At 68.8% G+C, this 25,981-nt stretch carries 25 protein-coding genes; 15 read left to right on the top strand and 10 right to left on the bottom strand.

The annotated features are described in order from the left end of the window. Window positions 1-141: 141 nt before the first annotated feature. Window positions 142-339, bottom strand: coding sequence for a hypothetical protein (locus tag ITP53_RS08020; protein WP_195894670.1), 198 nt, complete (start codon window positions 337-339; stop codon window positions 142-144). Between the two features lie 127 nt (window positions 340-466). Between ITP53_RS08020 and ITP53_RS08025 the strand changes: the two genes are divergently transcribed. The 5 genes from ITP53_RS08025 to ITP53_RS08045 all read left to right on the top strand — a co-directional run bounded on the left by ITP53_RS08025 (window position 467) and on the right by ITP53_RS08045 (window position 4,176). After that, window positions 467-1,150 carry a winged helix-turn-helix transcriptional regulator gene (locus ITP53_RS08025; protein ID WP_195894671.1) on the top strand — a complete coding sequence of 228 codons (684 nt, stop codon included), beginning with the start codon at window positions 467-469 and terminating at the stop codon, window positions 1,148-1,150. Window positions 1,151-1,226: 76 nt separating this feature from the next. After that, complete coding sequence (locus tag ITP53_RS08030) at window positions 1,227-2,120, top strand: ABC transporter ATP-binding protein (protein WP_195894672.1); 894 nt, start codon at window positions 1,227-1,229, stop codon at window positions 2,118-2,120. After that, on the top strand, window positions 2,117-2,932 hold the full coding sequence (locus ITP53_RS08035) for a hypothetical protein (protein ID WP_195894673.1): 816 nt from the start codon (window positions 2,117-2,119) through the stop codon (window positions 2,930-2,932). The genes ITP53_RS08030 and ITP53_RS08035 overlap by 4 nt, the downstream gene beginning before the upstream one ends. 24 nt (window positions 2,933-2,956) lie before the next feature. Beyond that, window positions 2,957-3,613: a TetR/AcrR family transcriptional regulator gene (locus ITP53_RS08040; protein WP_195894674.1), complete on the top strand. Its 657-nt coding sequence runs from the start codon at window positions 2,957-2,959 to the stop codon at window positions 3,611-3,613. Window positions 3,614-3,726: 113 nt separating this feature from the next. Continuing rightward, window positions 3,727-4,176, top strand: a complete 450-nt coding sequence (locus ITP53_RS08045; protein ID WP_236050573.1) for an aldo/keto reductase — start codon at window positions 3,727-3,729, stop codon at window positions 4,174-4,176. A gap of 495 nt (window positions 4,177-4,671) precedes the next feature. Here ITP53_RS08045 and ITP53_RS08050 read toward each other — a convergent pair whose 3' ends face one another. The 3 genes from ITP53_RS08050 to ITP53_RS08060 form a co-directional block, all read right to left on the bottom strand. Continuing rightward, window positions 4,672-5,595 (bottom strand): methyltransferase domain-containing protein, encoded by a 924-nt coding sequence (locus ITP53_RS08050; protein WP_195894675.1) that lies wholly within the window; start codon window positions 5,593-5,595, stop codon window positions 4,672-4,674. Between the two features lie 225 nt (window positions 5,596-5,820). Beyond that, window positions 5,821-6,039, bottom strand: coding sequence for a DUF397 domain-containing protein (locus ITP53_RS08055; RefSeq protein WP_195894676.1), 219 nt, complete (start codon window positions 6,037-6,039; stop codon window positions 5,821-5,823). Further along, window positions 6,036-6,854 (bottom strand): helix-turn-helix domain-containing protein, encoded by an 819-nt coding sequence (locus tag ITP53_RS08060; RefSeq protein WP_195894677.1) that lies wholly within the window; start codon window positions 6,852-6,854, stop codon window positions 6,036-6,038. Before ITP53_RS08060 ends, ITP53_RS08055 begins: the two co-directional genes overlap by 4 nt. Window positions 6,855-7,088: 234 nt before the next feature. Here ITP53_RS08060 and ITP53_RS08065 point away from each other — a divergent pair, with 234 nt between their 5' ends. From ITP53_RS08065 to ITP53_RS08080, 4 genes are all read left to right on the top strand, one after another. Next, complete coding sequence (locus ITP53_RS08065; RefSeq protein WP_195894678.1) at window positions 7,089-7,499, top strand: hypothetical protein; 411 nt, start codon at window positions 7,089-7,091, stop codon at window positions 7,497-7,499. Between the two features lie 200 nt (window positions 7,500-7,699). Next, window positions 7,700-9,289, top strand: coding sequence for an alpha/beta fold hydrolase (locus ITP53_RS08070; protein WP_195894679.1), 1,590 nt, complete (start codon window positions 7,700-7,702; stop codon window positions 9,287-9,289). 240 nt (window positions 9,290-9,529) lie between these two features. Further along, window positions 9,530-10,387, top strand: coding sequence for an SAM-dependent methyltransferase (locus ITP53_RS08075; RefSeq protein WP_195894680.1), 858 nt, complete (start codon window positions 9,530-9,532; stop codon window positions 10,385-10,387). A gap of 211 nt (window positions 10,388-10,598) precedes the next feature. Then, window positions 10,599-12,014 carry a hypothetical protein gene (locus ITP53_RS08080; protein WP_195894681.1) on the top strand — a complete coding sequence of 472 codons (1,416 nt, stop codon included), beginning with the start codon at window positions 10,599-10,601 and terminating at the stop codon, window positions 12,012-12,014. Window positions 12,015-12,065: 51 nt separating this feature from the next. Here ITP53_RS08080 and ITP53_RS08085 read toward each other — a convergent pair whose 3' ends face one another. The 5 genes from ITP53_RS08085 to ITP53_RS08105 all read right to left on the bottom strand — a co-directional run bounded on the left by ITP53_RS08085 (window position 12,066) and on the right by ITP53_RS08105 (window position 18,489). Next, window positions 12,066-13,403, bottom strand: a complete 1,338-nt coding sequence (locus ITP53_RS08085; RefSeq protein WP_195894682.1) for a lipase family protein — start codon at window positions 13,401-13,403, stop codon at window positions 12,066-12,068. A 285-nt stretch (window positions 13,404-13,688) separates the two neighbouring features. Next, window positions 13,689-15,734: a xanthine dehydrogenase family protein molybdopterin-binding subunit gene (locus ITP53_RS08090; RefSeq protein ID WP_195894683.1), complete on the bottom strand. Its 2,046-nt coding sequence runs from the start codon at window positions 15,732-15,734 to the stop codon at window positions 13,689-13,691. Window position 15,735: 1 nt separating this feature from the next. Beyond that, window positions 15,736-16,707, bottom strand: coding sequence for an FAD binding domain-containing protein (locus ITP53_RS08095; protein WP_195894684.1), 972 nt, complete (start codon window positions 16,705-16,707; stop codon window positions 15,736-15,738). Further along, a complete protein-coding gene (locus ITP53_RS08100) occupies window positions 16,707-17,321 on the bottom strand; it encodes a (2Fe-2S)-binding protein (RefSeq protein WP_195894685.1) in 615 nt (204 codons plus the stop codon). The genes ITP53_RS08095 and ITP53_RS08100 overlap by 1 nt, the downstream gene beginning before the upstream one ends. Window positions 17,322-17,421: 100 nt before the next feature. Beyond that, window positions 17,422-18,489, bottom strand: coding sequence for a LacI family DNA-binding transcriptional regulator (locus ITP53_RS08105; RefSeq protein WP_207755657.1), 1,068 nt, complete (start codon window positions 18,487-18,489; stop codon window positions 17,422-17,424). A 164-nt stretch (window positions 18,490-18,653) separates the two neighbouring features. Between ITP53_RS08105 and ITP53_RS08110 the strand changes: the two genes are divergently transcribed. Genes ITP53_RS08110 through ITP53_RS08135 form a run of 6 tightly spaced genes read left to right on the top strand, consistent with a single transcriptional unit; the run spans window position 18,654 to window position 24,874 of the window. Continuing rightward, window positions 18,654-19,985, top strand: a complete 1,332-nt coding sequence (locus ITP53_RS08110) for an extracellular solute-binding protein (protein WP_195894686.1) — start codon at window positions 18,654-18,656, stop codon at window positions 19,983-19,985. A 45-nt stretch (window positions 19,986-20,030) separates the two neighbouring features. Beyond that, window positions 20,031-20,879 carry a carbohydrate ABC transporter permease gene (locus ITP53_RS08115; RefSeq protein ID WP_195894687.1) on the top strand — a complete coding sequence of 283 codons (849 nt, stop codon included), beginning with the start codon at window positions 20,031-20,033 and terminating at the stop codon, window positions 20,877-20,879. Further along, a complete protein-coding gene (locus ITP53_RS08120) occupies window positions 20,879-21,763 on the top strand; it encodes a carbohydrate ABC transporter permease (RefSeq protein ID WP_195894688.1) in 885 nt (294 codons plus the stop codon). Before ITP53_RS08115 ends, ITP53_RS08120 begins: the two co-directional genes overlap by 1 nt. A gap of 29 nt (window positions 21,764-21,792) precedes the next feature. Next, complete coding sequence (locus tag ITP53_RS08125; RefSeq protein WP_195894689.1) at window positions 21,793-23,190, top strand: glycoside hydrolase family 5 protein; 1,398 nt, start codon at window positions 21,793-21,795, stop codon at window positions 23,188-23,190. Further along, window positions 23,187-24,278 carry a mandelate racemase/muconate lactonizing enzyme family protein gene (locus tag ITP53_RS08130; protein WP_195894690.1) on the top strand — a complete coding sequence of 364 codons (1,092 nt, stop codon included), beginning with the start codon at window positions 23,187-23,189 and terminating at the stop codon, window positions 24,276-24,278. Before ITP53_RS08125 ends, ITP53_RS08130 begins: the two co-directional genes overlap by 4 nt. A gap of 32 nt (window positions 24,279-24,310) precedes the next feature. Beyond that, the gene (locus tag ITP53_RS08135; protein WP_195894691.1) at window positions 24,311-24,874 is read left to right on the top strand and encodes a TetR/AcrR family transcriptional regulator; all 564 of its coding nucleotides are present in this window, start codon (window positions 24,311-24,313) and stop codon (window positions 24,872-24,874) included. A 14-nt stretch (window positions 24,875-24,888) separates the two neighbouring features. Here the strand turns inward: ITP53_RS08135 and ITP53_RS08140 are convergent, their stop codons facing one another. Further along, a complete protein-coding gene (locus ITP53_RS08140; RefSeq protein WP_195894692.1) occupies window positions 24,889-25,860 on the bottom strand; it encodes a CapA family protein in 972 nt (323 codons plus the stop codon). Window positions 25,861-25,981 lie beyond the last annotated feature (121 nt).

The raw sequence follows: 25,981 nt of genomic DNA on the forward strand, positions 1-25,981 counted from the left end.
GTTTTCCGGACCGTCGTCTTCACAAACATGATCTCTAGACGATAGCGGCAAATCCCTGTGATATGCACACCGTTGACCACTGACCGCGTCTCTAGGCCATTCCATCGCCATAAGCTCGATCTAACCCGTTGACCTGCACCTTCATCCCATCACCGTCTCTAGATGGCCGGAATTACGTCGAACGCAGGTAAGAGGCCCTCCCTGCTCGGCCAGGAGCGGGGTTCGCACGAGGAACCCCAGGAAGAGCGGGACGAAAATCAAGAGCGTCAGTACGCCGTAGATGCGCAGAAACCAGGCAAAAGCGGTGATCCTTCGGGGCTGGACGTCGAGGGTGTCCATCATCGTCTCCTTGTTGATCTTCCGGTACGCGGATTCAGCTGAGGGCTGGTCCGAGAGTACGACCATATAGTCGCAAAAAACAACCAAACAGCCGAACTTTCGGACCTGCGCTGGTACGGTGGGTGTCATGGCAGGCAAGCGGAAGTACGACGACGGCTGCGCGGTGGCCCACGGCCTCGACCTGATCGGCGAGCGCTGGGCCCTGCTGGTGGTGCGTGAGCTGCTGCTCGGCCCCAAACGCTTCACCGACCTGCGCGCCGGCCTGCCCGGCGCCAGCGCCGACGTACTGACACAGCGGCTACGCGAACTGCAGGAGGCCGGAGTCGTGCGACGCCGCAGACTCCGCCCGCCCGCCGGCTCCTGGATCTACGAGCTGACGGAATGGGGGGCGCAGCTAGAGCCGATCGTCACCCAACTCGGCCGCTGGAGCGCCCGCTCACCCACGATGCGCCACGACGCGGAGATCGGCGCCGACTCGCTCATCCTGTCCCTGCGGGCGCTGTTCGACCCGCAGGCGGCACGCGGGCTCACCACCACCATCGGACTCAGAATCGGCGAGGCGGTCTTCCGCGTGGACATCGCCGACGGCCGGATCGAGCTCGCCCGCGACGAGGCGGACCGGGCCGACACGACCATCACCGGCGACGCGCGCGCCCTCGCCGCGCTCCTCAGGAACACGCGCACGCTCGACGACGTCCTGGGGACCGCGGAGCTGTCCGTCGACGGCCCCGCGGACCTCGTCGAACGCTTCCTCGCAGCCTTCCCGCTACCCCAGCCCGCCCCGCTGGAGCAGGCACACGACCCCGCCTAGCGCCACGCATTGACGACTGTTTACCAATTGGTTAGTTTTCATACTGCTCGGTTAATCGAATCGAGGAGTGACCCTCGTGATCACAGTGGAGAACCTGACCAAGCGGTTCGGAGCGGTGACCGCAGTGCAGGAGCTGAGCTTTGACGTTCCCGCTGGGGTCGTGACCGGGTTCATCGGGCCGAACGGCGCCGGGAAGTCGACGACACTGCGTGTGATCCTCGGGCTCGACCGGCCGACATCGGGGCGGGCGCTGGTGAACGGTGTTGAGTACGCTCGGTTGACCGCGCCCGCTCGTGAGATCGGAGCGGTGCTCGATCCGCACGCTGTTCACCCTGGCCGCACCGCGCGGGATCAGTTGCGCTGGGCGGCGACGGCCGCGGGTGTGTCCACGGCTCGCATCGCCACGCTGCTCGATCAGGTGGGCCTGGCGCACGCGGGCTCGCGCAAGATCGGGGCATTGTCGCTGGGGATGCGGCAACGGCTCGCGATCGCGGTGGGATTTCTCGGGGAGCCGGGGATTCTCGTCCTGGACGAGCCGCTGAACGGCCTGGACCCCGAGGGCATCGTCTGGCTCCGTACGTTGCTGAAGAACCATGCCGCACGCGGTGGGACGGTGCTCATTTCCAGCCATCTGCTCAACGAGTTGGAGGAGACCGCCGACCGGGTGGTGCTCATCGCGGCCGGCCGCCTGGTCGCGAACCTGACCATGGCCGAGCTCACCGCGCGTACGTCCGGCGCGACCCGCGTCGTGACCGATGACGGCGTGAGATTCGCCGAGACGCTGGAACGTGCGGGGGCGACAGTGCATCCGGGGGCGGACGGCGCGCTGCAAGTGAACGGTATCGACTCCCGCGCGATCGGGCGGATCGCCTTCGAACACGGGGTAGCGCTCGTGGAGCTCACCCCCATGCGCGGCGGGCTCGAACAGACCTTCCTGCGACTCACCAACGGGATGGAGCCGGCCACATGACGACCCGGACAGCACCTGACGACAACCAGGCCGGCCGTTCGGAGAAAAGCCCCAGTGCGATCGCGGCCGAGGCGATCAAGCTATGGTCGCTGCCGACGCAGCGGGCTCTCATAGTGGTCGCGGTGGGACTCGCGGCCGTGACGGCGGCACTCTTCTACCTCACCCTCCCCGTCACGCAGGGTCGCACGCTGGCGCAACTGGCCCCTGGCGAGATCTTTGGCGCGGGCATCTTCGGCGTGGACGCCGCGGCATTCGCCGTCATCGTGGTCGCGGCCATCCACGTCGGCTCGGAGTACTCGACCGGAGCCATCTACACAACACTGACGCTCACCCCGTCCAGGTGGCGAATCCTGGCCGGCAAGCTCGTCACCGTAGGGCTCACCGCGCTCGCCGTCGGCATCCTCGCCGCCGTCGTGTGCGTTCTGGCGGCGGTCATCGCCGGCGCGACTGCCGGGATGGACGCGGGCTTGCTGCTCACCGGAGCAAGCCTGCGGTTGGCGGCAGGGTCGGTCGCAATGCCGGTGCTGTACGCCGTCCTCGCCGCGGCGGGGGCGTTCGTGTTCCGCAGCACAGCGCTCGGGATCGTGACACCGCTGACCGTGCTGATGGTGGGCGGGATTTCAGGCTTTTTCGGGGACACGGTCAGCTCAGTCGTGACTCCGCTGATGCCCGTCTCCGCCATCCACAGCCTCGCCGGCAGCGCCACCGGGCACGAGGGGATCGGACTCTTGGGCGCCTTCATGTCGCTCATCGCCTGGATCGGGATCGCGGCCGGCGCCGCGGCATGGCGACTGCATGGGAAAGATGCCTAGCATCAGGCACGTGGAAAGAGCATCGTGAGTCAAACAAGACGGCGGCGCGGCGATGGAGAGTTCACCTTCACGGAGGCCGCCAGGCGGGAACAGATCATCGGCCTCACGATCGATCTGATCGCCGAGCACGGCCTCGCCCGCACCACCCTGGCGCGGATCGCGGAGGCGGTGGGGGTCTCCAACGCGGCAGTGCTGTATTTCTTCGGCTCCAAGAACGCCGTGATTCAGGAGGCGGTCCAGCGCGTGCTCACGGGCGTGGTCGACGCCATCGCAGCGGCGATCGCCGAGGCATCCACCGCCCGCGAGGGAATCGACGCGTATGTACGCGCCCTCGTCGGGCACATGGCCGCGCATCCGACGCACGTACGGGTGGTCATCGAGATGCTCACCAGCGATATCCCTGTCGCCTCCGAAGCGCTCACGGAGGCCGGCTCACGCCAGCCACCGCGGTGGCGGCCGCTCGCCGACCTCATCGAACGCGCCCAACTCGACGGTGACCTGCGCGCCCTCGACGCCCGCACCACCGCGATCGCACTGAGCGGCGCCATCGACGCCGTCTTCGCCGAGTCGCTCACCGATCCCGACTACGACCTGACCGCCGCCGTCGACACGCTCCTGGACCTGTTCGACCGTGCCACCTCACGCGATCCATGCCGGCAGGACGATCGTGCGCGAGAGTGACGATGTGGCCTCTAAGCGGGCAGCTCCCAGCTGAGCCCACGCTCCGCCCCCGAAATCCCGAGATCTACAGATGTAGTACCGGGCGGGCGCATGGTTCAGAACAATTTTGGCTGATGATCTCGGCGGGTCTTCGTGATGTCCTGTTGCGGTCGCCGGGGAGACATCAGGAGGTCATCGTCATGGCTCGTCGCCACACTCTTCTGCGTAGCGGCACGGTCCTCTCGGCGAGACCGCCCGCGTGGGGAAATCCTTGTCCCACCGTCACCTCGCCCTCCCTGGGGTGCCTGGGCCTGTCCGATGGGTACGGTCCCACCGACGACGAACAGGGCGTGCGCACCATCCACGCCTACCTCGATGCCGGTGGCTCCCTTCTCGACACCGGCGATTTCTACGGCTCCGGCCACAACGAATGGCTGATCCGTCAGGCGCTAAGCGGTTGTGACCGGGAGGACGTCGTCTTCCCGGTCGAGTGTGGGCTTGGCCAAGGAATTCGGATACGACAAAACAATGCCGAGGCGAAATTGCGTCGTCGGTCATTCGAGGAAAACCATCACAATCAGTAGATAGCGATCGTCGCTATCTACCACTAATTTCTGGAGGCTATATGCTGGTTCGCAAGGCCCTGGTCATGCTCGGGTGCGTGGCAGCGATCGGAATGGCGGGTGCGGGTACGGCTTCGGCGGCTGCCGCGGAAGCAGTGTACGTCGACACATACAACAGCCAGGCTGAATGCGGAAAGGTAGGAAAAGCCTGGACTGGATTGTTGTGGAAAGGCTTCGGTTGCGAGAATTGGGACCACGACGGGACATGGGAGCTGTGGGTTACGCCCAGGAGTTGATCGCGGACAGTTGACCCGGCAGGTTCGTGATCGTGCCGCCGGCCGAGTCTGAAGATGGGGAAAGCGCCTTCGCCGTATGGGAAACTGGCCTATTTCAGAGTCCAGGTTTACTGAGCGGGAAGGTGCTTTCTTGGGCCAAGCCGATCCTGGTCCGCGCCGACGTGGGCCGCGAGATGGCCACCGGCTCGGTAGCGTCTTCGGGCGTGACGCCGTCCGCAGCTCAGGCGGGCAGTTCCCAGCTGGGCCCATCCTGGTCACCGAGCCATACCCACTGCCTCTCGCGCGTCACCGTGAGGCCGAAGCCGGATTGGTGGGGTCGGCCCGCTTTCTGCGAGATCTCGATGGCCGTTTCGATCTCATCCCACAGTCTGACCCGCCCATGCTGGTGCACCGTCCACCCGCCTGCGGGGTCTGGGCTGGCGTCGGCTCGTGAGCCGGTGCCGACATCGATGAGGAACGTGGTATCGGCGTTCCAGGAATGCTGTGCCTGGGGAACGGCAAGCTGGGCGACCCACGCGGCTGCCTGGTTGTCCTGGAGAAGCGACGGATCGATCCTGCTCCCGCGCGAGTCCCCGATGCCTTCCACCATCGGGGGACGCGGAGGCGGCAGGTGGGATCGAGCGGTCATGAAGTACAGGTCGTCTTTCAGGAAACGACCACTCGCGGTGCCGTCGTGGTCCACGCTGAGGTGAGCGAACGCGACCCCGCCCATCCATCCCCCCATCGGGGCCGTAATGGTTCCGCCTGTGCGAACTTGCCGCGTCCAGGCCAGGGGGATGGTGCGAACCGAGCAGGTTGCGATGAGGCGATCGTATTCGGCGTTCTCGGCGTATCCGTACAGCCAGGCCGGGCGAGGTGGACGACGACCTGGGATCCCGGTCACAATGCCTGTTGCGTCTTCGGCCAGGATGCCGGCCACCAGGGTTACCCACGTCTCATTGGCGTAGGCCAGGGCCAGCCAATCGTCCGTGCTCATATCGGCGCGCCGCACCGGCGTCCACAGGTCGCCTCGGGTTTGGTCGGGCAGGTAGACGGCGTTTCCCAGGAACCGCTCGCGAGGAACCACTTCCAGTGCCTTCCGCCAACCGGCTGATTCGATTTCATCCGCCAGTAGAAGGCGAGGCCGTGCGGCCGTGTTGCTCATGGCCGCCATCCTTCCAGTAGTACGTGAGCGAAGGCGTGTGCTATCGCTTCGGTGTTAGTGCCTTCTTAGGCGAAGTCAAACAGGCAAATTCAATACCGATGATGTCGAGATAGGTGAATAGGGCCTTCGTGATCGCTTGGGGCTTGTTTGCGGCAAAACAAACAAAACGCATCGATAGCAGCAATAGCAAAGCCCCCAACACTACGTCAGGGGCTTTATGTGGTGTTAGAAGTCGAATTCGCCCTTCTTTGCGCCGTCGATGAAGGCGTCCCAGACTTCGGGGCGGACAACGAACGGGGCCTTCTCGGGGGCTTCGGAGTCACGGATGCCGACGCGCCCGCCGGACAGGGGTGCAACTTCCAGACAGTTGCCGCCGTTCGAGCCCGTCTTCGTGGCCCTACGCCAAGCGGCGTTGGCCAGCTCGTCGAACTGCTCGTCGCTCATTGCTCATACCTCACAATCGTCTCTTTGAGCAGGTCCCTGGTGACGTGCACGGGATGCGCCCATGCACGAATAGTGTCATATCTGAGGCTAATTGCCTCTACCTCCTCCACGCGATCGGTTACCTGCCCGTTGCTGGCCGTCTCCAGATAGGCGGCGTCAGGCGCGCCGGGTACGTGTGCGATAGCGAACCCGCCCAGCAGGCCGCAGTTCATTCCTACCGATAGGGGGACAACCTGGATCGTGATTTTGTCCATCAGTGTGAGCAGATACGTGAGCTGCTCGTGCATAACGGCCGCACCCTCGACGGAGCGATGCAGGACCCCTTCGTCGATCACGAATTGCACCGTAGGTGGGTTCGGCCGGCTAAAGATCGACTGGCGGCAGAGCCGAGACTTCAGCGCTTCCTCTACTTTCTCCTTCGTCGCGCCCGGTTCCGCGCGCAGGACAGCGCGAGCGTATTGCTCGGTCTGGAGGATTCCAGGGACGAGCAGCGGTTCCCAGAAGCGCAGCAGGCGGGCCGCTGACTCGATCTTCGGCCACTGCCTGAACCACCTCGGCGGCGCCTTGGGATTGATCTCTTTCCAGAGGGCGACCAGTTCGCCCTTCAGGCCGAAGACGCCCTCGGCGGCGGTAACGGCCTCCTCTGGGACGGGTCGCTTCGCTCGTTCCCAGTAGCCGATCATGGTTCCGGAGTAGCCGAGCCTGTTTCCGAGCCCGTCGAGGGACCAGCCCTCGGCATGGCGCAGTCTGCGTAGCTCAGCACCGAAGACGGCTTCTGGCGACACGTCAGAGGGAATGTTCAGCTCGGCTGACATCTCGGCTCCGCTCGTGGGGCAACGGGAGTTGCGGAGCACCACAACAACAGCCGAAACAGGACTGCTTGGACTCGTTGTGGTGACTCCATCACCGAACGTAGCTGGTAGTGGTCATTCTTGGAATGCCTTTCCGGCAACAAACGAGTGCGGCCCATGAGCGTAGAACAGGACAATTCCCTTTCTTGCTGCGGGCGCGGGTTGCATTCCGGACAGAAACACGGTTGGTGATAGGCAATGACTCGCAAACTGATCGAAACGCCACAAATAAGCCAAGCCCGCGAACCGATCCATCACAAGGTCGCGGCTGCGCATGAGAAGGCGCTGTCCGAGATTCGGGCGTTGCTGGCCGCACGGGGGATTCACAGCTGCGTCGTCGAATGGCTCAAGCTCACGCTGCACTCCGGGGACTTCGCCGCATCCGCTTCCAGCAGTCTGGAGCGGTACGAGCCGGAGCTCCTGGTCTTCGTGCCTCAGGGGCGGCGAGTGGCCACCGTACGCGTAGTGTCGCGGTCGGGCGCGTACGTCGTCGAAGTGGCTCAGGTCGGGGAGGGTGGCGCCGTGACGCCGGACCAGTGGCACACCGTCCCGTCAGGCGATCCGGAGCAGGTCGCTGTTCTGATCCCCGGTTATCTCTCCAGCATGTGACTGCTCACGGTTTGACCCGAAAGTCGCACCATCGTCACAGGGTGCTGTTGTATCGTGCTTGCCGTCGATTTGTCGCGTTTTACGTGGTGGCTGAGCTCGCCACCGCGGACTTCGAGGCCGTCGCGGGGGACCGACCAGGGGTGATGAGGGTTTGGGCGCGTGCCGCGCGAGGGGGCCGATCGACCGACGATTGGAGCAATGTGCGTAGAAGGTTTTCTCTGCTCGCCGGCGCCTTCGTGGCGGTGGCGGTGCTGTTACCCGTCTCGCCGGCCGCCGCTGGGGCCGTAAACGGAAACGAGAACGAAGCGGCCGTGGCCATGGATGAAGGGGAGAAGTGGGGCGGTATCGAGTGGGCGCCCTGTGAGGAGGAGCCGGCCGCAGACTGCGGCAAGCTGACCGTACCGATCGACTGGTCCAGGCCGTGGGGGCCCACCGTCGACATCGCCGTAGCCCGGCGCAAGGCCACCGACCCCGCTGCCCGCGTCGGATCGCTGGTGATCAATCCCGGCGGACCGGGTGGGTCCGGCGTGGAGGCCGCGTACGGCGCCCCCGGGTTCTTCACCGAGGAGCTCCAGCGGCGGTTCGACATCGTGGGGTTCGACCCGCGGGGCGTCGGCCGCAGTAACCCGGTGATCTGCTCGGCGTCCGTGTACAACCAGATGCCGGCCACCGTCATGACCAGCCAGGCCGACTTCGACGCCTGGAACACCTTCACCAAGAAGCTGCACCAGGACTGCCGGGAGCGTACCGGCCCCCTCTACGACCACGTCGACTCGGTCGACGTCGCCCGTGACCTGGACGCCCTCCGCGCCGCGCTCGGCGAGCGCAGGCTCACCTTCTACGGGATCTCGTACGGCACGCTGATCGGCCAGATGTACGCCGAGCTGTTCCCGCACCGGATCCGCGCCATGGCGCTGGACAGCAACATGGACCACAGCCTCGGCGTCAAGGCGTTCCTCGACACCGAGGCCGCCGCCGTCGAGGACGCCTTCGACGAGTTCGTCGCCTGGTGTGAGGCGGATGAGACCTGTCCCCTGCATGGTCGTGACGTCCGGGAGCTGTGGGAGCGGCTGCTCGCGAAGGCGCGGGCCGGCGAGCTGTACTACCCGGGCGTCCCTGATCGTCCGATGACCGAGGCGCAGGTCCTCTGGCAGGGCGTGCTGGGCAACGAGGGGCCCGCCTGGCAGCTGCTGAGCGAGATGCTCATCGCCCTGGACGGCGGGCCGGTCCCGTCGGAGATGCCTCCGCTGCCCGGCAGGCAGCCCGTGACGGGGGAGGTCGCCTACCTGCCGACCGTGATCCTCTGCCAGGACTACAACCTTCGCGTACGCGACTACGAGGAGTACGCCGCGCTCCTGCGCAGCTCCGCGGCCCTCGCCCCCGACATGCGGTACAACCCGATGCCGATCGAGGACCTGCCCATCTGCCTCAACCACCGCACCACCAACCCGCAGCACCACCTGCGGTACAGGGGCAGTGCTCCGCTGCTGCTGGGCAACTCGTTGCACGACCCGTCCACCCCGTACGGCTGGTCCGCCAACGTGGCCCGCCAGCTCGGCCCCAAGGCGGTGCTGCTCACCTACGAGGGATGGGGACACCGCATCTACGGCAAGGACGAGTGCAGTACGGTTCCCATCGACAACTACCTGATCTCGCTGGTCGTGCCCCCGCACGGCTTCCGCTGCCCGGTAGGCGGCAGAGTCGAGACCACACTCAAGCGGCAGGCTGGGGTGTGGCCGACGGACTCGCTCTCCTGGGGCGGTTCGGTCCCGGCCTTCGCCGGCCACTGAGACCGGCCACTGAGACCGGCCACTGAGACCGGCCACTGAGAGAGGCGGCTGAGAGAGGCGGCTGAGAGAGGCGTGAGCCGGGCGGCGGCCCGGCTCACGCCTTCGGCTTGCGCCCGACGCCCGCGTAGAACGACCTGGAATGCCAGGCGGGAGAGGGTGAAGGACCAGGTCAGAGGTCTGTGAATCTTGAAATACCGTAATCGCGACCATGAACGGTCCGGCGGTCCTAAGATCCCAACCGTGTCGCTCGATCCGAACACACCGAACCTCGCCCGCATGTACGACTACATGCTCGGCGGCAAGGACAACCTCCCCGTGGACCGGGTGGCCGTCGACCAGCTCGCCCAGCACATTCCGGCGGCCACGCCGCTGGCCAGGGCCAATCGCGCGTTCCTCCAGCGCGCCGTGCGCCACCTGGCGGCGGCCGGTGTCCGGCAGTTCCTTGACCTGGGCAGCGGCCTGCCCACGCAGGGCAACGTGCACGAGGTCGTCCGCGACGTGGCGCCCGGCGCCAAGGTGGTCTACGTCGACCACGACCCGGTCGTCGCCGCGCACGCCGCGACGCTGCTGCAGGGGGAGGAACGGGTCCGGTTCGTCCGCGCCGACCTGCTGTGCCCGGCCGAGCTGCTGGCCGCTCCCGAGGTCTCGGACTTCCTCGACCTGGCCGAGCCGGTCGGTGTGTCGCTCGTGTCGATACTGCACTTCGTCCCCGACGCCGGCGACCCGGCGGCGATGGTCGCGATCCTGCGAGACGCGGTGGCGCCCGGCAGCCACCTCGCGCTCACCCACGCGGTCTCCACACTCGGCCGGGGCGACACGAAGCCGAGTGCGAGGGAAGCTGCGAAGGGCGCCGGGGAGGCGAGTGCGGAGGAGGGCACCGAAGGGGAGGAGGAGGGGGCGAAGACGGTCTATCGGGGCTCGTCCGCCGGTGGGGCGACGGGCCGGTCCCTGGCGGAGATCCGGGGGTTCTTCGGCGACTTCGAGCTGGTCGAGCCGGGGCTCGTCCAGGCCGCCGACTGGCGGCCCGACGGTTCGGCCGGGCACGTCACCCTGCCGGGCTACCTGCTGGCGGGCGTCGCAAAGAAGACCTTGCTGTAGAAATCTCCCGGTAGGAGGGGAAGACGTCCCGGTAGAAGCGGGCGGCAAAGGTACCTTTAAGCCATCTGGCGCACCCCCTACGTAATCGGATACGTACGGACAGTTACTATGGCCAGGATCGTGCATGTACGCATCGTGCGGGCGCTGCCCCGGAGCGAGCGGTTCCGAGTCCTTGGCCCGCACGGTCGCAACTGCTCCAGGGGGGCTGGAAATGACCGATGAAACCCGGGCCGACAGGACAGAGACCACTGAGCTGGGCACGGAGGCCGAAACCGTACTGCTGCACGCCCAGGACGACCCGGTGGCCTCGGCGGCTGTGGACGCGGCCGTCGAGACCGAGTTGCTGGAGGCCGGCGACTTCGCGACGCGCGCGGCCGTGGAGGCGGAGTGGCTGGCGGCCAAGAGGGAGAGCGACCGCCAGATCGGCGAGCTCGACCCGACGGACCAGGACCGCGTACGCCGGCTCCAGCGTGAGCTGCGTGCCCTGGGCGTCGACGTCTGGCCGGTGGCCAGGTGGTGGGGCTTCGAGATCCACATGAACGAGGCCGGCGCGCTCCGGGCCGCCGAGGTCGCGGACAAGCTGGGCGAGGTCTCGGGCACGGTGCTCGGCGCCTGGCTTGCGCCGATCGTCGAATGGTCGGTGCGCAACAAGTCCGGCTGGATCACCACGATCGCCCGCCCGTACGGCGTCAAGCTGGTCTCCCCCTGGACCGCGCCCGCCACGGTCGTCCCGGCGCGCCCGGCGGGCACGGCAGTGGGTGACTCCAGGCTGTACTGGACGGTGTTCGAGCCAGGCGAGGGCTGGAGCCCGGACCAGCGGTTCGTCGACCACTTCAGCGTGTCGGGCCCGGCCGTCGCCGAATTCCAGGACCGGCTGTACATCGCCCACCGCGGCACCGCCGACGACTCCAGCCTGTGGTGGACGGTCTACGACGCGGAGGAGGGCTGGAGCGAGGCCCAGAAGTTCCCGAAGCACTTCAGTGACGCGGGGCCGGCGCTGGCCGCGTACGACGGTCAGCTCTACTGCGTGCACCGGGGCAACGGCGGCGACGGGAGCCTGTGGTGGACCCGGTGGGACGGCTCCCGCTGGACGCCCGACGCCAAGCTGCCCAAGCACTCCACCGGCACCAGCCCGGCGCTGGCCGCGTACGACGGTCAGCTCTACTGCGTGCACCGCGGCAACGGCGACGACGCCGCCCTGTGGTGGACCCGCTGGGACGGCAAGAGCTGGAGCGCCGACCAGAGGTTCCCGAACCACACCACCGCCGCGAACCCGGCGCTGGCGTCCTACCGCGGCCACCTCTACTGCGTGCACCGCGGCAACGGCGACGACGCCGCCCTGTGGTGGACCCGCTGGGACGGCAAGTCCTGGAGCGCCGACCAGAGGCTGCCCGGCCATCTCGCCACCGGGGGCCCGGCCCTGACCGTCTACAAGGACCGGCTCTACTGCGTACACCGCGGCGGCTCCGACCAGAGCCTGTGGTGGGCCTGCTTCGACGGCTCCACCTGGAGCGGCGACGAGCGGCTGCCCGACCACTACAGCGCCGAGAGCCCGGCCGCGATCGCCTTCCGCGACAAGAACGCCACCCGCGACCAGCTCCTGTGCCTGCACCGGGGCACCCGCTGAAACGGCAAGTGCCGGCTCGCACGCGAGCCGGCACTTGATCGTTCGTCAGCCTCACCAACCGGCCAACTGCTCCACGAACCACTCGGCCAGCGTCTTGGACACGGCGCTGTGCGGCTGGTTGCCCGGGTCGCAGCAGAACGCGTCGAGCAGCGTCTCGTCCTTGGGCAGGTCGCTCAGGTCGGCGTAAAGGTCCGACTGCCACTTGCGCGGGTCCCTGGCCAGCGCGGCCGCGCTCACCGACGGGACGAAGCAGGTGTTGCGGAACCGGTCCTGGATGGGCAGCCCCATCGCGTCGGCGATCCTGCTGAACGAGTCCAGCGTGCCACCGGGCGCCCCGTCGAACCCGGCCACGTGCGAGGTCGCGCTCGACCAGATCGGTTCGCCGGTGAGACGGATCTCACCGATGTTCCTGCGCTCGCCCAGATCCGGCTGGATCCGTACGGTGAGCTCCAGCGGGCCCTCGTTCAGGTCGAACACCGGCGTGCCAGGCGGCAGGTCCTCTCCCGTGCCGTCGCCGGTGCCGTTGACCAGGCCCAGCTTGTACGGGCGCATCGGGAACCAGCCGATCCGCTGCAGGTCCTCCAGGAAGTCGTTGCGCAGGTCGCTGGAGGTGGTCACCTGACCCGAGTAGTTCTCGTTCGGAACCCAGCCCCACAGGAGCTGCTGCGCGGCCGGGCTGCGGATCAGGTCGGCCTGGCCCGGCTTGCCCGGGTTGGGTGTCAGCGACTCCTGCAGGTAGGCGAGCTGCTGGAGCACGAGCGGGATCCAGGCGCCGAGGTGCGGGGTGTCCCAGGAGAAGTACTTGTCCGTCTGGTGGTCGTCGCCGTCGCTCTCCATGCGGGCCAGCGCGTACCTGGTGATCATGCCACCCATGCTGACGCCGCCGACGACCAGCGGGTTGTCGCCTTCCCGGTCGGTGATGGCCCGCCGCACACAGCTGACCGCCACCGCCGCGTTGGCCTGGATGAAGGTGTGCCGCTGGTCGAAGCCGAGCAGCACCACGTCGATGCCCATCATCCTGAGCTGGTCCAGGAGTCCGGGCGTGCCCTTCTCGTAGGCCGCGTTGAGGTGCTGCCACAGCTCGTCCAGGTCGCTCGGCCCGTAGTTGAAGCCGTCGGCCAGGATCAGCGGCCTGACCAGCGCCGAGTGGCCGTCGGCCAGGTAGACGCCGGCCCGGCCGGTGGCCGTGTGGCCCTGGTGCGGCTGGTCGCCCACCAGGTCCCACACGCGGTCGGGGGCGGCCGCCCTGCGATGGCGGGCCGGCGGGGTCGCGAACCAGACCCCCTGGTCGCCCAGCGTGTTCGCGATCCGCTGGGCCTGGTCGGGACTGAGGCCGCGCTCGACGGCCCTGGCTATGGCATTGACGTCGATCCTCGGTTCCTGAGCCATTGCTCGATCCTCTCCTCGGGCCCGCGCGCGGGGCCACTGACCACACTCTATGGTTACTGAGCGTGATATATCGAGCACAAAAGGTAGTGTTGCCGCAGGTCACGGACCTGATCGGGGCGCGCAGGGAAAGTCAGTCGAAGAGCTTGTCCGGCGTGATCGGCAGGTCCCTGATCCGCTTGCCGGTGGCGTTGCGGACGGCGTTGGCGATCGCGGCCGCGCTGCCCACGCTGCTGAGCTCGCCGATGCCGCGTACCCCGGCCTCGTTGTAGTTGGTGTCCGGATAATTCAGGAAATGTACGTCGATTGGGGGATGTCGGCGTTGATGGGGACGAGGTAGTCGGCGAAGTTGGCGTTGGCGTACCGGCCGGTGGACGGCTCCAGGTGGGCGTCCTCCAGCAGCGCCTGGCCCAGGCTCATGACGATGCCGCCGACGATCTGGCTGCGCGCGGTCTTCGGGTTCACGATGGCGCCGGCGTCGACCACCGCGGTCATGCGGGAGAGCACCGCCTCGCCGGTCCACCGGTTGACCCTGACCTCGCAGAAGTACGCCGCGTACGACGCGAACTTGTACCGCGTGGTCTCCGGCTTCAGCGTGGCGGAGGCGGTGACGCCGACGCCGTCCATGCCCGCCGCGGTGAGCACCTCCCCGAAGCCGAGCCGCCGGCCCCCGCCGACGAGGTCGCCCCCGTCGTAACGGACCTCGGCGGGGTCCATGCCGTGGAACGGCGAGCCGGCCCGCTCCACGGCCTGCCTGATCAATTCCTTGACGGCCTCGGCGGCGGCGTCGTGCACCGCGGAGGCCACGTTGGCGGTCGTCATCGAGCCGGCCGCGCCCAGCATGGCGTCACCCTCCCAGCGCACCGGCAGGGTCGAGTCGCCGAGCGCGGGCTTGACGCGTTCGGCCGGGATGCCGAGGAACTGGGCGCCGAGCAGGGCCATCACGGTCCACGCGCCGGTGCCGAGATCGGCGGTGGAGGTGGCCACGGCCACCGTGCCGTTGGCGCGGAAGCGTACGGACGCGTCCGTCGCGAACTGGGTGTTCGGCAGGACGCCACTGGCCATGCCCATCCCGACGAACCAGTCGCCGTCGACGACCGAGCGCGGCCGTGCGGCGCGCCGCGCCCAGCCGAACCGCTCTGCCCCGACTCTGTAGCACTCGTCCAGGTGCTTGCTGGAGAAGGGCAACGGCTCCGGCGCGTCCGGCGCGGGGTAGGTGGTCGTGAGGTAGTTCTTCGTACGCAGCTCGACCGGGTCGATGTCAAGCTTGATCGCCAGCTCGTCCAGGGCGCACTCCAGCGCGAACGACCCCGCTTCGTACCCCGGCGCCCGCATGATCGTCGCCTTGGGCGTGTCCATGATGCCCAGTCGCGGCTCCAGGTACAGGTTGGGGGCCTGGTAGAGGTCCTTCGCGACGCCCGTCGGGTTCTCGATCACCATGGCGGAGACGCCGACGTTCTTGATCGCGGTCAGCCTGCCGTCCCTGCTCGCGCCGAGCGCGATCTCCTGGTGGAACTCGGTGCGGTGGCCGGTCACCGTGTAGAGCTGCTCGCGGGTGGTCACCACCTTCACGGGCCGGCCCAGCGCCCGCGCCGCCGCGGCCGCCAGGAACGTGGGCGACCAGGTGACGACCTTGCCGCCGAAGCCGCCGCCCACGTGCGGGCTGATCACGTGTACGTCCGTCTTGTCGATCCCGAACGCCTCGGCGAGCTCCAGGGCGTGCATCGACGGGCTCTGCGTGCCGCTGTAGATCGTCAGCCGGTCGCCCTCCCACATGGCGACGGCCGCGTGCGGCTCCATGGGGTTGTGCTGCTTCGGCGGCTGGTCGTAGGTCGCCGAGACCGTGACCTCGCTGCCGGCGAGCGCCTCGTCGATGGTGGGGACGCCGTCGGCGAGAATCTCGACCTTCGGCGCCGCCGGCGACGGCTGCGAGTCCCGGCAGGCCTGCTCCCACGACGCCATCGGCTGCCGCGCGTCGTACGTGACCCCGACCAGCGTGGCGGCGTCGCGGGCCTGCTCGAACGTCTCCGCCACGACCAGGGCGACGACCTGACCGTAGTAGTTCACGTCGTGGTCCTGCAGCGGGCGGCGCGCCTCGCCGCCGATCTGGATCACCAGTGACTGCGGCGGGAGCATGGTCAGCGGCTCGTCCGGCGTGTAGACGGCGATCACGCCGGGCGCGCTGCGGGCGGCGGCGATGTCCATGGCGGCGACCAGGCCCTTGCCGACCGTGCTGGTCACCAGGTAGCCGTACGCGACGTCGTGCGGGGTGTTGTCGGCGGCGTACTTGGCCGCGCCGGTGACCTTGAGACGGCCTTCGATCCGGTTGAGCATGTCAGCCTGCCAGCTTCATGAGAGCGCGGACGATGGTTCTGCGCAGCAGCGAGGGCTTGAAGCCGTTGTGCGCGAGCGGCCTGGCCCCCTCGGCGGCGCCGGCCGTGGCCGACTCGAACGCCTCCTCGGTCATCCGCCGGCCGATCAGCGCACGCTCTACGGCAGGCAGCCGCCAGGGCCGCGTGCCCACGCCGCCCGCCGCGACCCGCGCGCCTGCGATGACGCCGTCCCTGACGTCCACGGCCACGGCGGCCGAGGTGAGCGCGAACTCGTACGAGCGGCGGTCGCGTACCTTCACGTACGTCGAGCGCCGTGCCCAGGGCAGGGCGGGCACCGACACGGCGGCGATCAGCTCGCCGGGCCGTAACTCGTTCTCCTGGTGCGGGGTGCCGGCCGGCAGCCGGTAGAAGTCGGCGAGGCGTACGTCGCGCGTGCCGTCGCGGCCGGCCAGGCGTACCGTCGCGTCCAGCGCCACCAGCGCCACCGCGAGGTCGCTGGGGTGCGTGGCCGCGCAGGCGTCGCTGGTGCCCAGCACGGCGTGCGTCCGGTTCGCGCCCTCGATGGCCGGGCAACCCGACCCCGGGTCGCGCTTGTTGCACGGCATGGCGACGTCGCGGAAATAGCCGCAGCGGGTGCGCTGGAGCAGGTTGCCGCCGATCGTGGCCATGTTCCTGATCTGCGGCGACGCGCTCTGCGTCAGCGCCTCGGCGAGCACCGGGTACGCGCGGGTGACCAGGGCGTGCTCGGCCACGTCGCTCATCCGCTCCATCGCGCCGATGCGCACGCCGCCGCCCTGCCGCTCGATCCCGCGCAGCGGCAGCCCCGTGATGTCCAGCACGTGCTCGGGCGCGACGACCTCCAGCTTCATCAGGTCGACCAGCGTGGTGCCGCCGGCCAGGAACGCCGAGCCGGCGCCCGCCCGCTCCAGCGCCTCCCGCACGCTTTCCGGAGCCGCGTACGTGAACGGCCGCATCAGCCCTCCCCCTTCCCCGCCGCCTTCACGGCCTCCACGATGTTCGGGTACGCCCCGCAGCGGCAGATGTTGCCGGACATGAACTCCCTGATCTCGGCGTCGCTCCCGGCGTGTCCTTCGTCGATCAGCGCGACCGCCGACATGATCTGACCGGGCGTGCAGTAGCCGCACTGGAAGCCGTCGCACTCCAGGAACGCCTCCTGCACCGGATGCAGCCGATCGCCGTCGGCCAGGCCCTCGATGGTGGTGACCGGCCGGCCGGTCACGGACGCCGCCAGGGTCAGGCAGGACAGCACCCGCCTGCCGTCCACGTGTACGGTGCACGCGCCGCACTGGCCCCGGTCGCAACCCTTCTTCGTCCCGGTCAGGTCGAGCCGCTCGCGCAGCGCGTCCAGCAGCGTCACCCCGGCGTCCAGGGTGAGCCTGCGGGTGTGCCCGTTGACGTTCAGCGCGACGTCCAGGGTCGTCGCGCCGACCTGTGCTGGGGCGGTGGCGGCGGCGGGGCTCGCGCCCTGGCCGGCGGCCACCAGGGCGGCCGCCGAGACGGCCGCGGAGCGTGCCAGGAAACCCCGGCGGGAGACGTCGTCGCGGATCTCCTCATCCGACTGGTCCATCGGCTCTCCTCCATGAGACACTTCAGACCTCTGATGAGACGTCACTGTCTCAGCAAAGGGATGCAAGTGTCAACGAGCGCGCGCCAGGAGGAGAGCCGTCCTACGACCGGGGCTGGACGGGCAGGCGGGCGTCGTCCGCCAGGTCCGGCAGGCCGGGCCCGCCGGGGAGAGGGGCGCACGAGGCGCGGGTGACCAGGCGAGTGGGCAGGCGCACGTGCCGCTGGGCAGGCTCGCGGCCGGCCAGCATCTCCAGCAGCATCTCCACCGCGAGGCGGCCCATGAGCTGAATCGGCTGCTCGACGGTGGTGAGGGCCGGCTCGGTCATCATGCTCTCTGGAACGTTGTCGAAGCCGATGACCGAGAGGTCGCCCGGCACCCGCAGGCCCATGGCCATGGCGACCTCCATGGTGGAGATGGCCGACACGTCGTTGGCGGCGAAGATCGCGGTGGGCCGCTCGGGCAGGCTGAGCAGGTCGTGGACCGCGTTGCGCACGTCGCTCTCGTCGTAGCCGGCGGCCCGGACGAGCTGTGGGTCGACGGGGATGCCGGCGTCGGCCAGCGCGGCGCGGTAGCCCGCCTCGCGCAGGGGGCCGGACTCCAGGTCGCGCGGCGGCCTGCCGAGGAACCCGATCCGCCGGTGGCCGAGGCCGATGAGGTGGTCAGTGGCGATCCGGCCGCCCTGCAGGTTGTCGGCGTCGACCGTCGGCACGGTCTCGCGCCCGCTGTGCGGGTCGACGGCGACGACCGGGGAGCCGCTGTCGACGTCGAGGACCGTGGGCGTGACCATGACCGCGCCGTCGATCAGCGTGCCGGACAGGCGTGACAAATAGCGGCGCTCCCAGCCGAGCCGGCCTGAGCCCTTGCCGCCGCCCGCGTAGACCACCAACTCGTAGTCGGTGCCCCTGATCGCGCCTGCGGCGCCCTTGAGCAGCTCGGCGCTGAACGGCTCGATGTCCCAGACGAGGACCCCGATCACGTTGGTGCGGTGGTTACGCAGACTCCGGGCCACGAGGCTGGACTCGTAGCCCAGCTCTTCGATGACCTCGCGCACCCGGTCGACGGTGGCCGCCGCCACGCCGTAGCGGTCGTTGAGCACCTTGGAAACCGTCGCCACCGAGACGCCGGCCCGCTCGGCGACATGGCGGATCGTCACGCGGCCACTGTTCACAGCAAGGATCGTACCTCATGTAAAACGTTATCGATAACGATTGACATGAGCGTGGGCACCCTTGCACGATGTCGGCTAACCGAAGCGAAACCGGCTGTGTGCGGGGCCAGGCCGGAGACGTGTCCGGACGGTCAGGTGTCCGGACGGTCAGGAAGGTGAAGGACATGAAGACAGCGGTCGGCTCGCCCAGGGTGCTGCTCGCCATGGGGCTCGCCGCGCTGATGACCGGCGTCGCCGCGTGCGGGACCTCCGGCCCTCAGCCGGGCGGCGGCACCTCAGGAGGCGACGGCGGTGGCCCCTCGGCGTGGATCATCAGTGGCGTCACCGAGAAGGCGTTCCAGAGCTCCTTCGACTCGTGGAACGCGGCGCATCCACAGCAGAAGTTCGCCATCCAGAAGTTCGCCAACGACCCCTACAAGCAGAAGATCAGGACCGCCGTCGGAGCGCGGCAGGCGCCCACGCTGATCTACGGCTGGGGCGGCGGCGTGCTCAAGTCGTACGTGGAGGCCGGTTCTGTCGAGGACCTCAGCGACCTCGCCGCGGACCCGGCGGTCAAGGAACGCTTCCTCCCCGCGATCGCCGCGGCAGGCACGGTGGACGGCAAGACCTACGCGGTGCCGAACAACGGCGTGAAGCCCGTGGTGATCTACTACAACAAGGACATGTTCGCCAAGATCGGCGCGCAGCCCCCGAAGACGTGGGGCGAGCTGATGGCGCTGGTGCCGCGGTTCAAGTCGGCGGGCGTCGCGCCGTTCACCGTCAGCGGGCAGGCCAAGTGGCCGCTGCTGCCGTGGCTGGCGTACCTGATCGACCGCATCGGCGGCCCCAGGGTCATGAACGACGTGATCGCCGGCAAGAAGGACGCCTGGTCGGACCCGGCGGTGACGCAGGCCAACCAGAAGATCCAGCAGTTGGTCAAGGCCGGCGGATTCGTCAACGGCTTCTCCTCGATCTCCACCGACAGCGGCGCCGACGTGGCGCTGATGTACACCGGTAAGGCCGCGATGACGCTCGGGCTGCCGGCGACGTACCAGACGATCAAGACGGCCGACCCCGAGTTCATCAGCGGCGGCAAGCTGGGCTACTTCCCGTTCCCGGCCGTCGAGGGGGGCAAGGGCGACCCCGCCGACGTGGTGGGCAACCCGACCAACTTCTGGTCGATCTCGTCGGCGGCGACCCCGGCGCAGAAGCAGGCGGCCCGCGACTACATCAAGAGCGACCTTCTGAACGAGAAGTACGCCGCCGAACTGCTGGCGGCGGGCAACGTGCCGCCCGTGTCCGGCATGGAGGACGCCATCGCCAAGTCGGAAGACCCGGCGTACTTCTCGATGATCTACGACGTGGCGGCGAAGGCGCCGAACTTCCAGCTCTCCCTGGACCAGGCGCTCGCCCCCGAACAAGCCGACAAGCTGCTGACCGGGCTGCAGCAGATCTTCCTCGAACAGATCACCCCGGAGCAGTTCGCCGCCTCCATGAACGCCACGATCCGCGGCTGAGGCGGGTACGACGTGTCTGTTTCGCATACCAGTACCCGCAGCGGGATGCTCGCCCTGCCGGCGCTCGTGATGTTCGTGATTTTCGCCGTGGTCCCGCTGGCGGGGGCCGTGGTCCTGAGCCTGACGCACTGGGACGGCCTCGGCCCCATCACCTGGGAAGGGCTGGGCAACTGGACCAGGGTGCTGAGCGACCCGGTGACAGGGAACGCGCTCATCCTGACGGTCAAGATCATGGTGGTCTCGTGGCTGGTGCAGACGCCGATCAGCCTGCTGCTTGGCGTGTTCACGGCCGGGACGCAGCGCTACCGGGCCGTGCTCGCCGTGCTCTACTTCATCCCGTTGCTGCTGTCCTCGGCCGCGGTGGCCATCGCGTTCAAGGCCGTACTCGACCCGAACTTCGGGCTGGGCGGGGTGCCGGGCCTCGGCTTCATGAGCCAGGACTGGCTGGGCGATCCGGACCTGGTGCTCTACATCGTGATCTTCGTGATCGCGTGGCAGTTCGTCCCCTTCCACACCCTGCTCTACCAGGCCGCCGTACGGCAGATCCCCGGCTCGCTCTACGAGGCCGCCGACATCGACGGAGCCGGGCGGGTGAAGCAGTTCCGCTACATCACGCTGCCGCAGCTCCGCAACACCATCGTCACGTCGTCGACGCTGATGGTCACCGGTTCGCTGACCTACTTCGACGTGGTCTTCGTGCTCACCGCGGGCGGTCCTGGGAACTCGACGAGGCTGCTCCCGCTCCACATGTACCTCACCGGCTTCACGGCCAACGACATGGGGAGCGCCAGCGTGCTCGCCGTGATCCTGGTCGTGGTCGGGCTGGCGCTGGCCTTCACGATGACCAAGTACACCGGCTTCGCCCGCATGCGCAGTGAACAGGAAGGTCTCTGATGGCCGCCCCGACCACGATCGCCACCTCCGGCCACCGCTCCCGGGCCTCGGCCCCCGGCAGGCGGGTGCGCAGGCTGCCCAACATCGGCGCCGGCATCGGCGGGTTCGTCTGGCTGGCCGTCATCATCGTGCCCATCTACTACGTGGTGATCTCCAGCCTGCGCGGCCAGGCCGGGTTCTTCTCCGGCAACCCGCTGGCGATCCCCGACCACGTGTCGCTCGACAAGTACGCGCTCGTGCTGCAGAGCGGCTTCGGCCGATACTTCCTCAACAGCGTCGTCATCACGGTGGCCTCGGTGGTGGTGACGGTCGCGCTGTCGCTGATGGCGGCGTACGCGGTGGTGCGCGGGGAGGGCCGGATCGCCCGCATGAGCTTCTCGGCCTTCCTGCTCGGCCTGGCGATCCCCGTGCACGCCACGATCATCCCGCTCTACTACATGATCACGCGGCTCCACCTGTACGACAGCCTGCTCGCGCTGATCCTGCCGTCCATCGGGTTCGCGATACCGATCACCGTGCTGATCCTGGCGAACTTCATCCGCGACATCCCCAAGGAGCTGTTCGAGTCCATGCGGATGGACGGGGCCACCGACTGGGTCATGCTGTGGCGTCTGGTGCTGCCGCTCGCCCGGCCCGCCCTCGTCACGGTGGGCATCTACGACGCGCTGCACGTCTGGAACGGCTTCCTGTTCCCCCTCATCCTCACCCAGAGCGCCGACCTGCGCGTGCTGCCGATGGCGCTGTGGGCGTTCCAGGGTGAGTTCACGGTGGACGTCCCCGCGGTGCTGGCCGCCGTCGTGCTGTCCACCCTGCCCATGCTGGTGGCGTACGTGCTCGGACGCCGCCACCTCGTACGCGGCCTGACGGCCGGATTCAGCAAATGACCCCCATCTCAAGGAGCTGTCGCACCACCATGCACGACGAGTCCGTAAGGCTGCACATCAACGGCGACCGATTGGTGACCGCGTCGGGCGAGGCGGTTCGCCTGCGCGGCGTCGGGCTCGGCGGCTGGATGAACATGGAGAACTTCATCACGGGCTACCCCTCGACCGAGGAGCTGCAGCGTGCCGCGCTGCGCCGGGTGCTCGGCCAGGACGTCTACGACGCCTTCTTCGAGCGTTTCCTCGACGTGTTCTTCGCCGACGACGACGCGAGCTTCCTCGCCGGCCTCGGCATGAACTCCGTCCGGGTGCCCTTCAACTACCGGCACTTCGAGGACGACGACCGGCCGATGGAGCTCAAGGAGGAGGGCTTCCTGCTGCTCGACCGGGTGATCGAGACGTGCGCGCGCAACGGCCTCTACACCGTGCTCGACCTGCACGCCGCGCCCGGCTACCACAACCAGCGCTGGCACAGCGACAACCCCACGCACCGGTCGCTGTTCTGGACCCACCGGCACTTCCAGGACCGGGTCGTCCACCTGTGGGAGGCGCTCGCCGACCGGTACAAGGACAACCCGTGGGTGGCCGGCTACAACCCGCTCAACGAGCCCGCCGACCCGTCCGGCGACCGGATCGGCCCGTTCTACGAGCGGCTGCACGCGGCCATCAGGGCCGTCGACCCCGCGCACGTCATCTTCCTGGACGGCAACCGGCACGCCACCGACTTCGAGCAGTTCGAGGACCCGCTGCCCGGCACGGTCTACACCGTGCACGACTACGCCCTGGCCGGCTTCGCCGACAGCGGCGACTACCCGGGGATCTCACGCGGTCAGCACGTCGACCGAGCCTACCTGGAGAGCAGGTTCCTCGAGCGGTCGGCGTACATGCGCCGCACCGGCACACCCGTCTGGGTCGGCGAGTTCGGGCCCGTCTACAGCACGCCGTACGGCGGCGATCCCGCGTACGACGCCGCCCGGTACCGCGTACTCGCCGACCAGCTCGGCATCTACGACGAGCACTCCGCCGGCTGGAGCCTGTGGACGTACAAGGACATAGGGCTGCAGGGCGTGGCCCACGCCGCCGCCGACTCGCCCTACGTGCGCAGGATCGCCCCTGTCCTGGAGAAGAAGGCACGGCTGGGGGTGGACGTGTGGGGCGGCGTCGACACCGGTGTGCGGCACCTCCTGGAGCCGATCGAGAACGCCGTGGCCGAGGAGTATCCGCGCTTCGACCCGCCGCCGTTCGGCCAGCGGCAGTGGATCCACGTGCTGGTGCGCCACATCCTGCTCGCCGAGCCGATGGTGGACGAGTTCGCCGAGCGCTTCGCAGGGATCGACGCCGAGCAGGCCCGCGAGCTGGCGGACTCCTTCAGGTTCGACCGGTGTGACGTACGAACCGATCTGGTCGACGCGTTGAGGAAGCACCTGTGAAGATCACCGAGATCGAGACCCTGACCCGGGGGCCGCTCGCCGTCGTCCGGGTGCGTACCGACGACGGCGCGGAGGGCATCGGGCAGGCCGCGCCCTACGAGGCGGACACCACGGTCCGCGTGTTGCACACGATGGTGGCGCCGATGTTCCTCGGCCGCGACCCGTGGGACGCCGAGGCACTGGTCGACGAGTGCCTGAGGACGCACTACAAGTTGGCGAGCAGCTTCCTGCACCGCGCCGTCGCCGGGGTGGAGACGGCACTGTGGGACGTCATGGGCAAGGCCGCGGGGCGGCCCGTGTGCCAGTTGCTCGGCGGGCGCGCCAGGGCCACCGTGCCGATGTACGCCTCCAGCATGTCCCGCACCATCAGCCCCGAGGACGAGGCCGAGCGGCTGGGCGGCCTCATCGCCGAGCAGGGCTTCCGCGCGGTGAAGATCAGGGTCGGGGAGGCCATGGGCCGCGACGGCGACGCCGCGCCCGGCCGTACCGAGCGCATCATCGGGCACCTGCGGGAGGTCCTCGGCCCGGACGCCGACCTGTCGGCCGACGCCAACGGCGGCTTCTCGGTGCCCCGGGCGATCCGGGTCGGCCGGATGCTGGAGGAGCACGGCTACTTCCACTTCGAGGAGCCCTGCCCCTTCCCCGACCTCGAGGCCACCGCCCAGGTCGCGGCGGCCCTGGACATCGCCGTCTCAGGCGGCGAGCAGGACTTCTCGCTCCCGCAGTTCAACCGCATGATCGCCACCCGCTCCGTGGACATCGTGCAGCCGGACATCGGCTACATCGGGGGCGTCTCACGGGCCCGCAAGGTGGCCGTACTCGCCGAGGCCGCCGGCATCCCGTGCACTCCGCACTGCGCGAACGACTCACTGCTGCGCGTGTTCAGCCTGCACCTCGCCGCGGCGATGCCCTCCTGCATCCACCCCCAGGAGTGGAGCATCGAGACCACCCCGTGGACCCAGGACGTCTACGGCCCGATGCCCCAGGTGACCGACGGCGCCGTACCGGTCCCCACCGCCCCGGGCTGGGGTATCGAACTCCTCCCGTCCTTCGTCCACGCCTCCGACCACGCCCTGTCACGGCTGTAGCCCCCTCTGAGGCGGAGGTAACATCGGCCGGGATGGTCAAGAACTCAACGCTCCGGGCCCATGTCGAGGCCGGGATCCTGCGCGTCGCGGCGACCGTGCTCGCCGAGCGTGGCGACAAGGCGAGCATGGCCGACATCGCGACGGCCGCCGGCGTCGCCCGCGCCACCCTCTACCGCTACTTCCCGAGCCGCGACGCCCTGGTCAAGGCGCTGACCGAGGCCGCGCTCGCCGACCTGCACGACCGGATCACCGATGCCAGGCTCGACGAGGTGGCCCCGGACGAGGCGATCGCGCGGCTGACCCGCGCCGTGGTGGCGGCGACCCACGAATACCGCGCGCTGGCGCTGTTCGGCGAGGAGCACGGCGCGGAGGAGTTGAAGGAGCGGCTGCTCGGGCCGCTGCGCGACCAGATCGAGCGCGGCGTGCGCGAGGGCCGCTTCCGCGCCGACATCCCGCCGGACGTGCTGTTCGCGCTCTACCGTGGGATCGTCGAAGGCGGCGTGTCCCAGGTCATGTCCGGCCGCCTGGGAGCCGAGCAGGCCAGCGCCGCGATCACCACGGTCTTCCTCAACGGCACGCTGACCGAAGCCACCTGACCCCGGGATCCCCATCACGCGGGGGGCCGGAGGGTGACGGCGAGCGTACCCGCCTCCTCGCGGACCTCCGTGCCGAAGGCGGCGCACGCGGCGGCGAAGCGGGCGCGGATCCAGCGGGCCTCCTCCTCATCGGCCAGCCGGGTACGGCAGAAGTCGAGCGCGATCGGCACCGCACGCAGCCGCAGCGGCCCCCGCTCGTCAAGGGTGACCAGGAAGATCAGGCCGAGGTCGTTGCGCAACACGGGATCGACGGCGTAGTCGTCGACGAAGTCGCCCAGGTCGTACAGGATGGGCCCGGTCACCCCGTGGAAGACGTGCGCGGAGTGCCCGGCCACCAGCGACGCCCCGGCGTCGACCAGCTTCCCGGCCACGCGGCGGACGTGCGGGACGGGCTCGGCCGTCATGTTCGGGCCCCAATGGACGGTGACGAGGACCAGGTCGGCGCGCTCGCGCAGCTCGTTGATCGCCGCCGTGAGCCGCTGCGGCACCCCCGCGGTCAGGTCGGCGTACGCGACCCCCGGCCGGCCGCGGGTGGCCGCGAAGTCGGCGGGATGGTCGGTGACGCCCAGCACGCCGAGCCGCAGCCCGCAGGCCTCCAGCACGGCGGGTTCCCAGGCGCGCTCCAGGTCGGCGCCCGCCCCCACGGTACGGATCCCGGCCTCGGCCAGCCCGTCGACGGTGTCGAGCAGGGCGTCGTCGCCGTAGTCGAGCGCGTGGTTGTTGGCCAGGTTGACCGCGTCCGCACCCAACTCGGCGAGCATCGCGGCGGCCCGCGGCGGGGCGCGGAAGTGGAACGCCTTGTGCAGCGCGTCCCACGGCCGGCCGCGGGCGGAGACGCAGCATTCCAGGTTGAGCAGTACCAGGTCGGCTCCGGCGAGCGCGGCACGGACGCCCGCGTCGAAGAACTCCCTGGGATCGGCGGTCTGCTCCAGCCGTTCGGCCACCCCGCGCCCGAGCATGGTGTCTCCGGCCAGTGCCAGCGTCATCTCGGCCATACTCTCCGGCTGCCCTGTTCCGCGGGCTCGACACCCTCGTTGACCTGCGGTGGAGCCCTTTTCAGCGACGTCGGCGGGCTGGTTTGCGGATGAGAGCGGGGGTAGGGGCGAG

Origin of the sequence: Nonomuraea cypriaca, from assembly GCF_015645445.1 — a bacterium.
Classification (GTDB): Bacteria; Actinomycetota; Actinomycetes; order Streptosporangiales; family Streptosporangiaceae; genus Nonomuraea; species Nonomuraea cypriaca.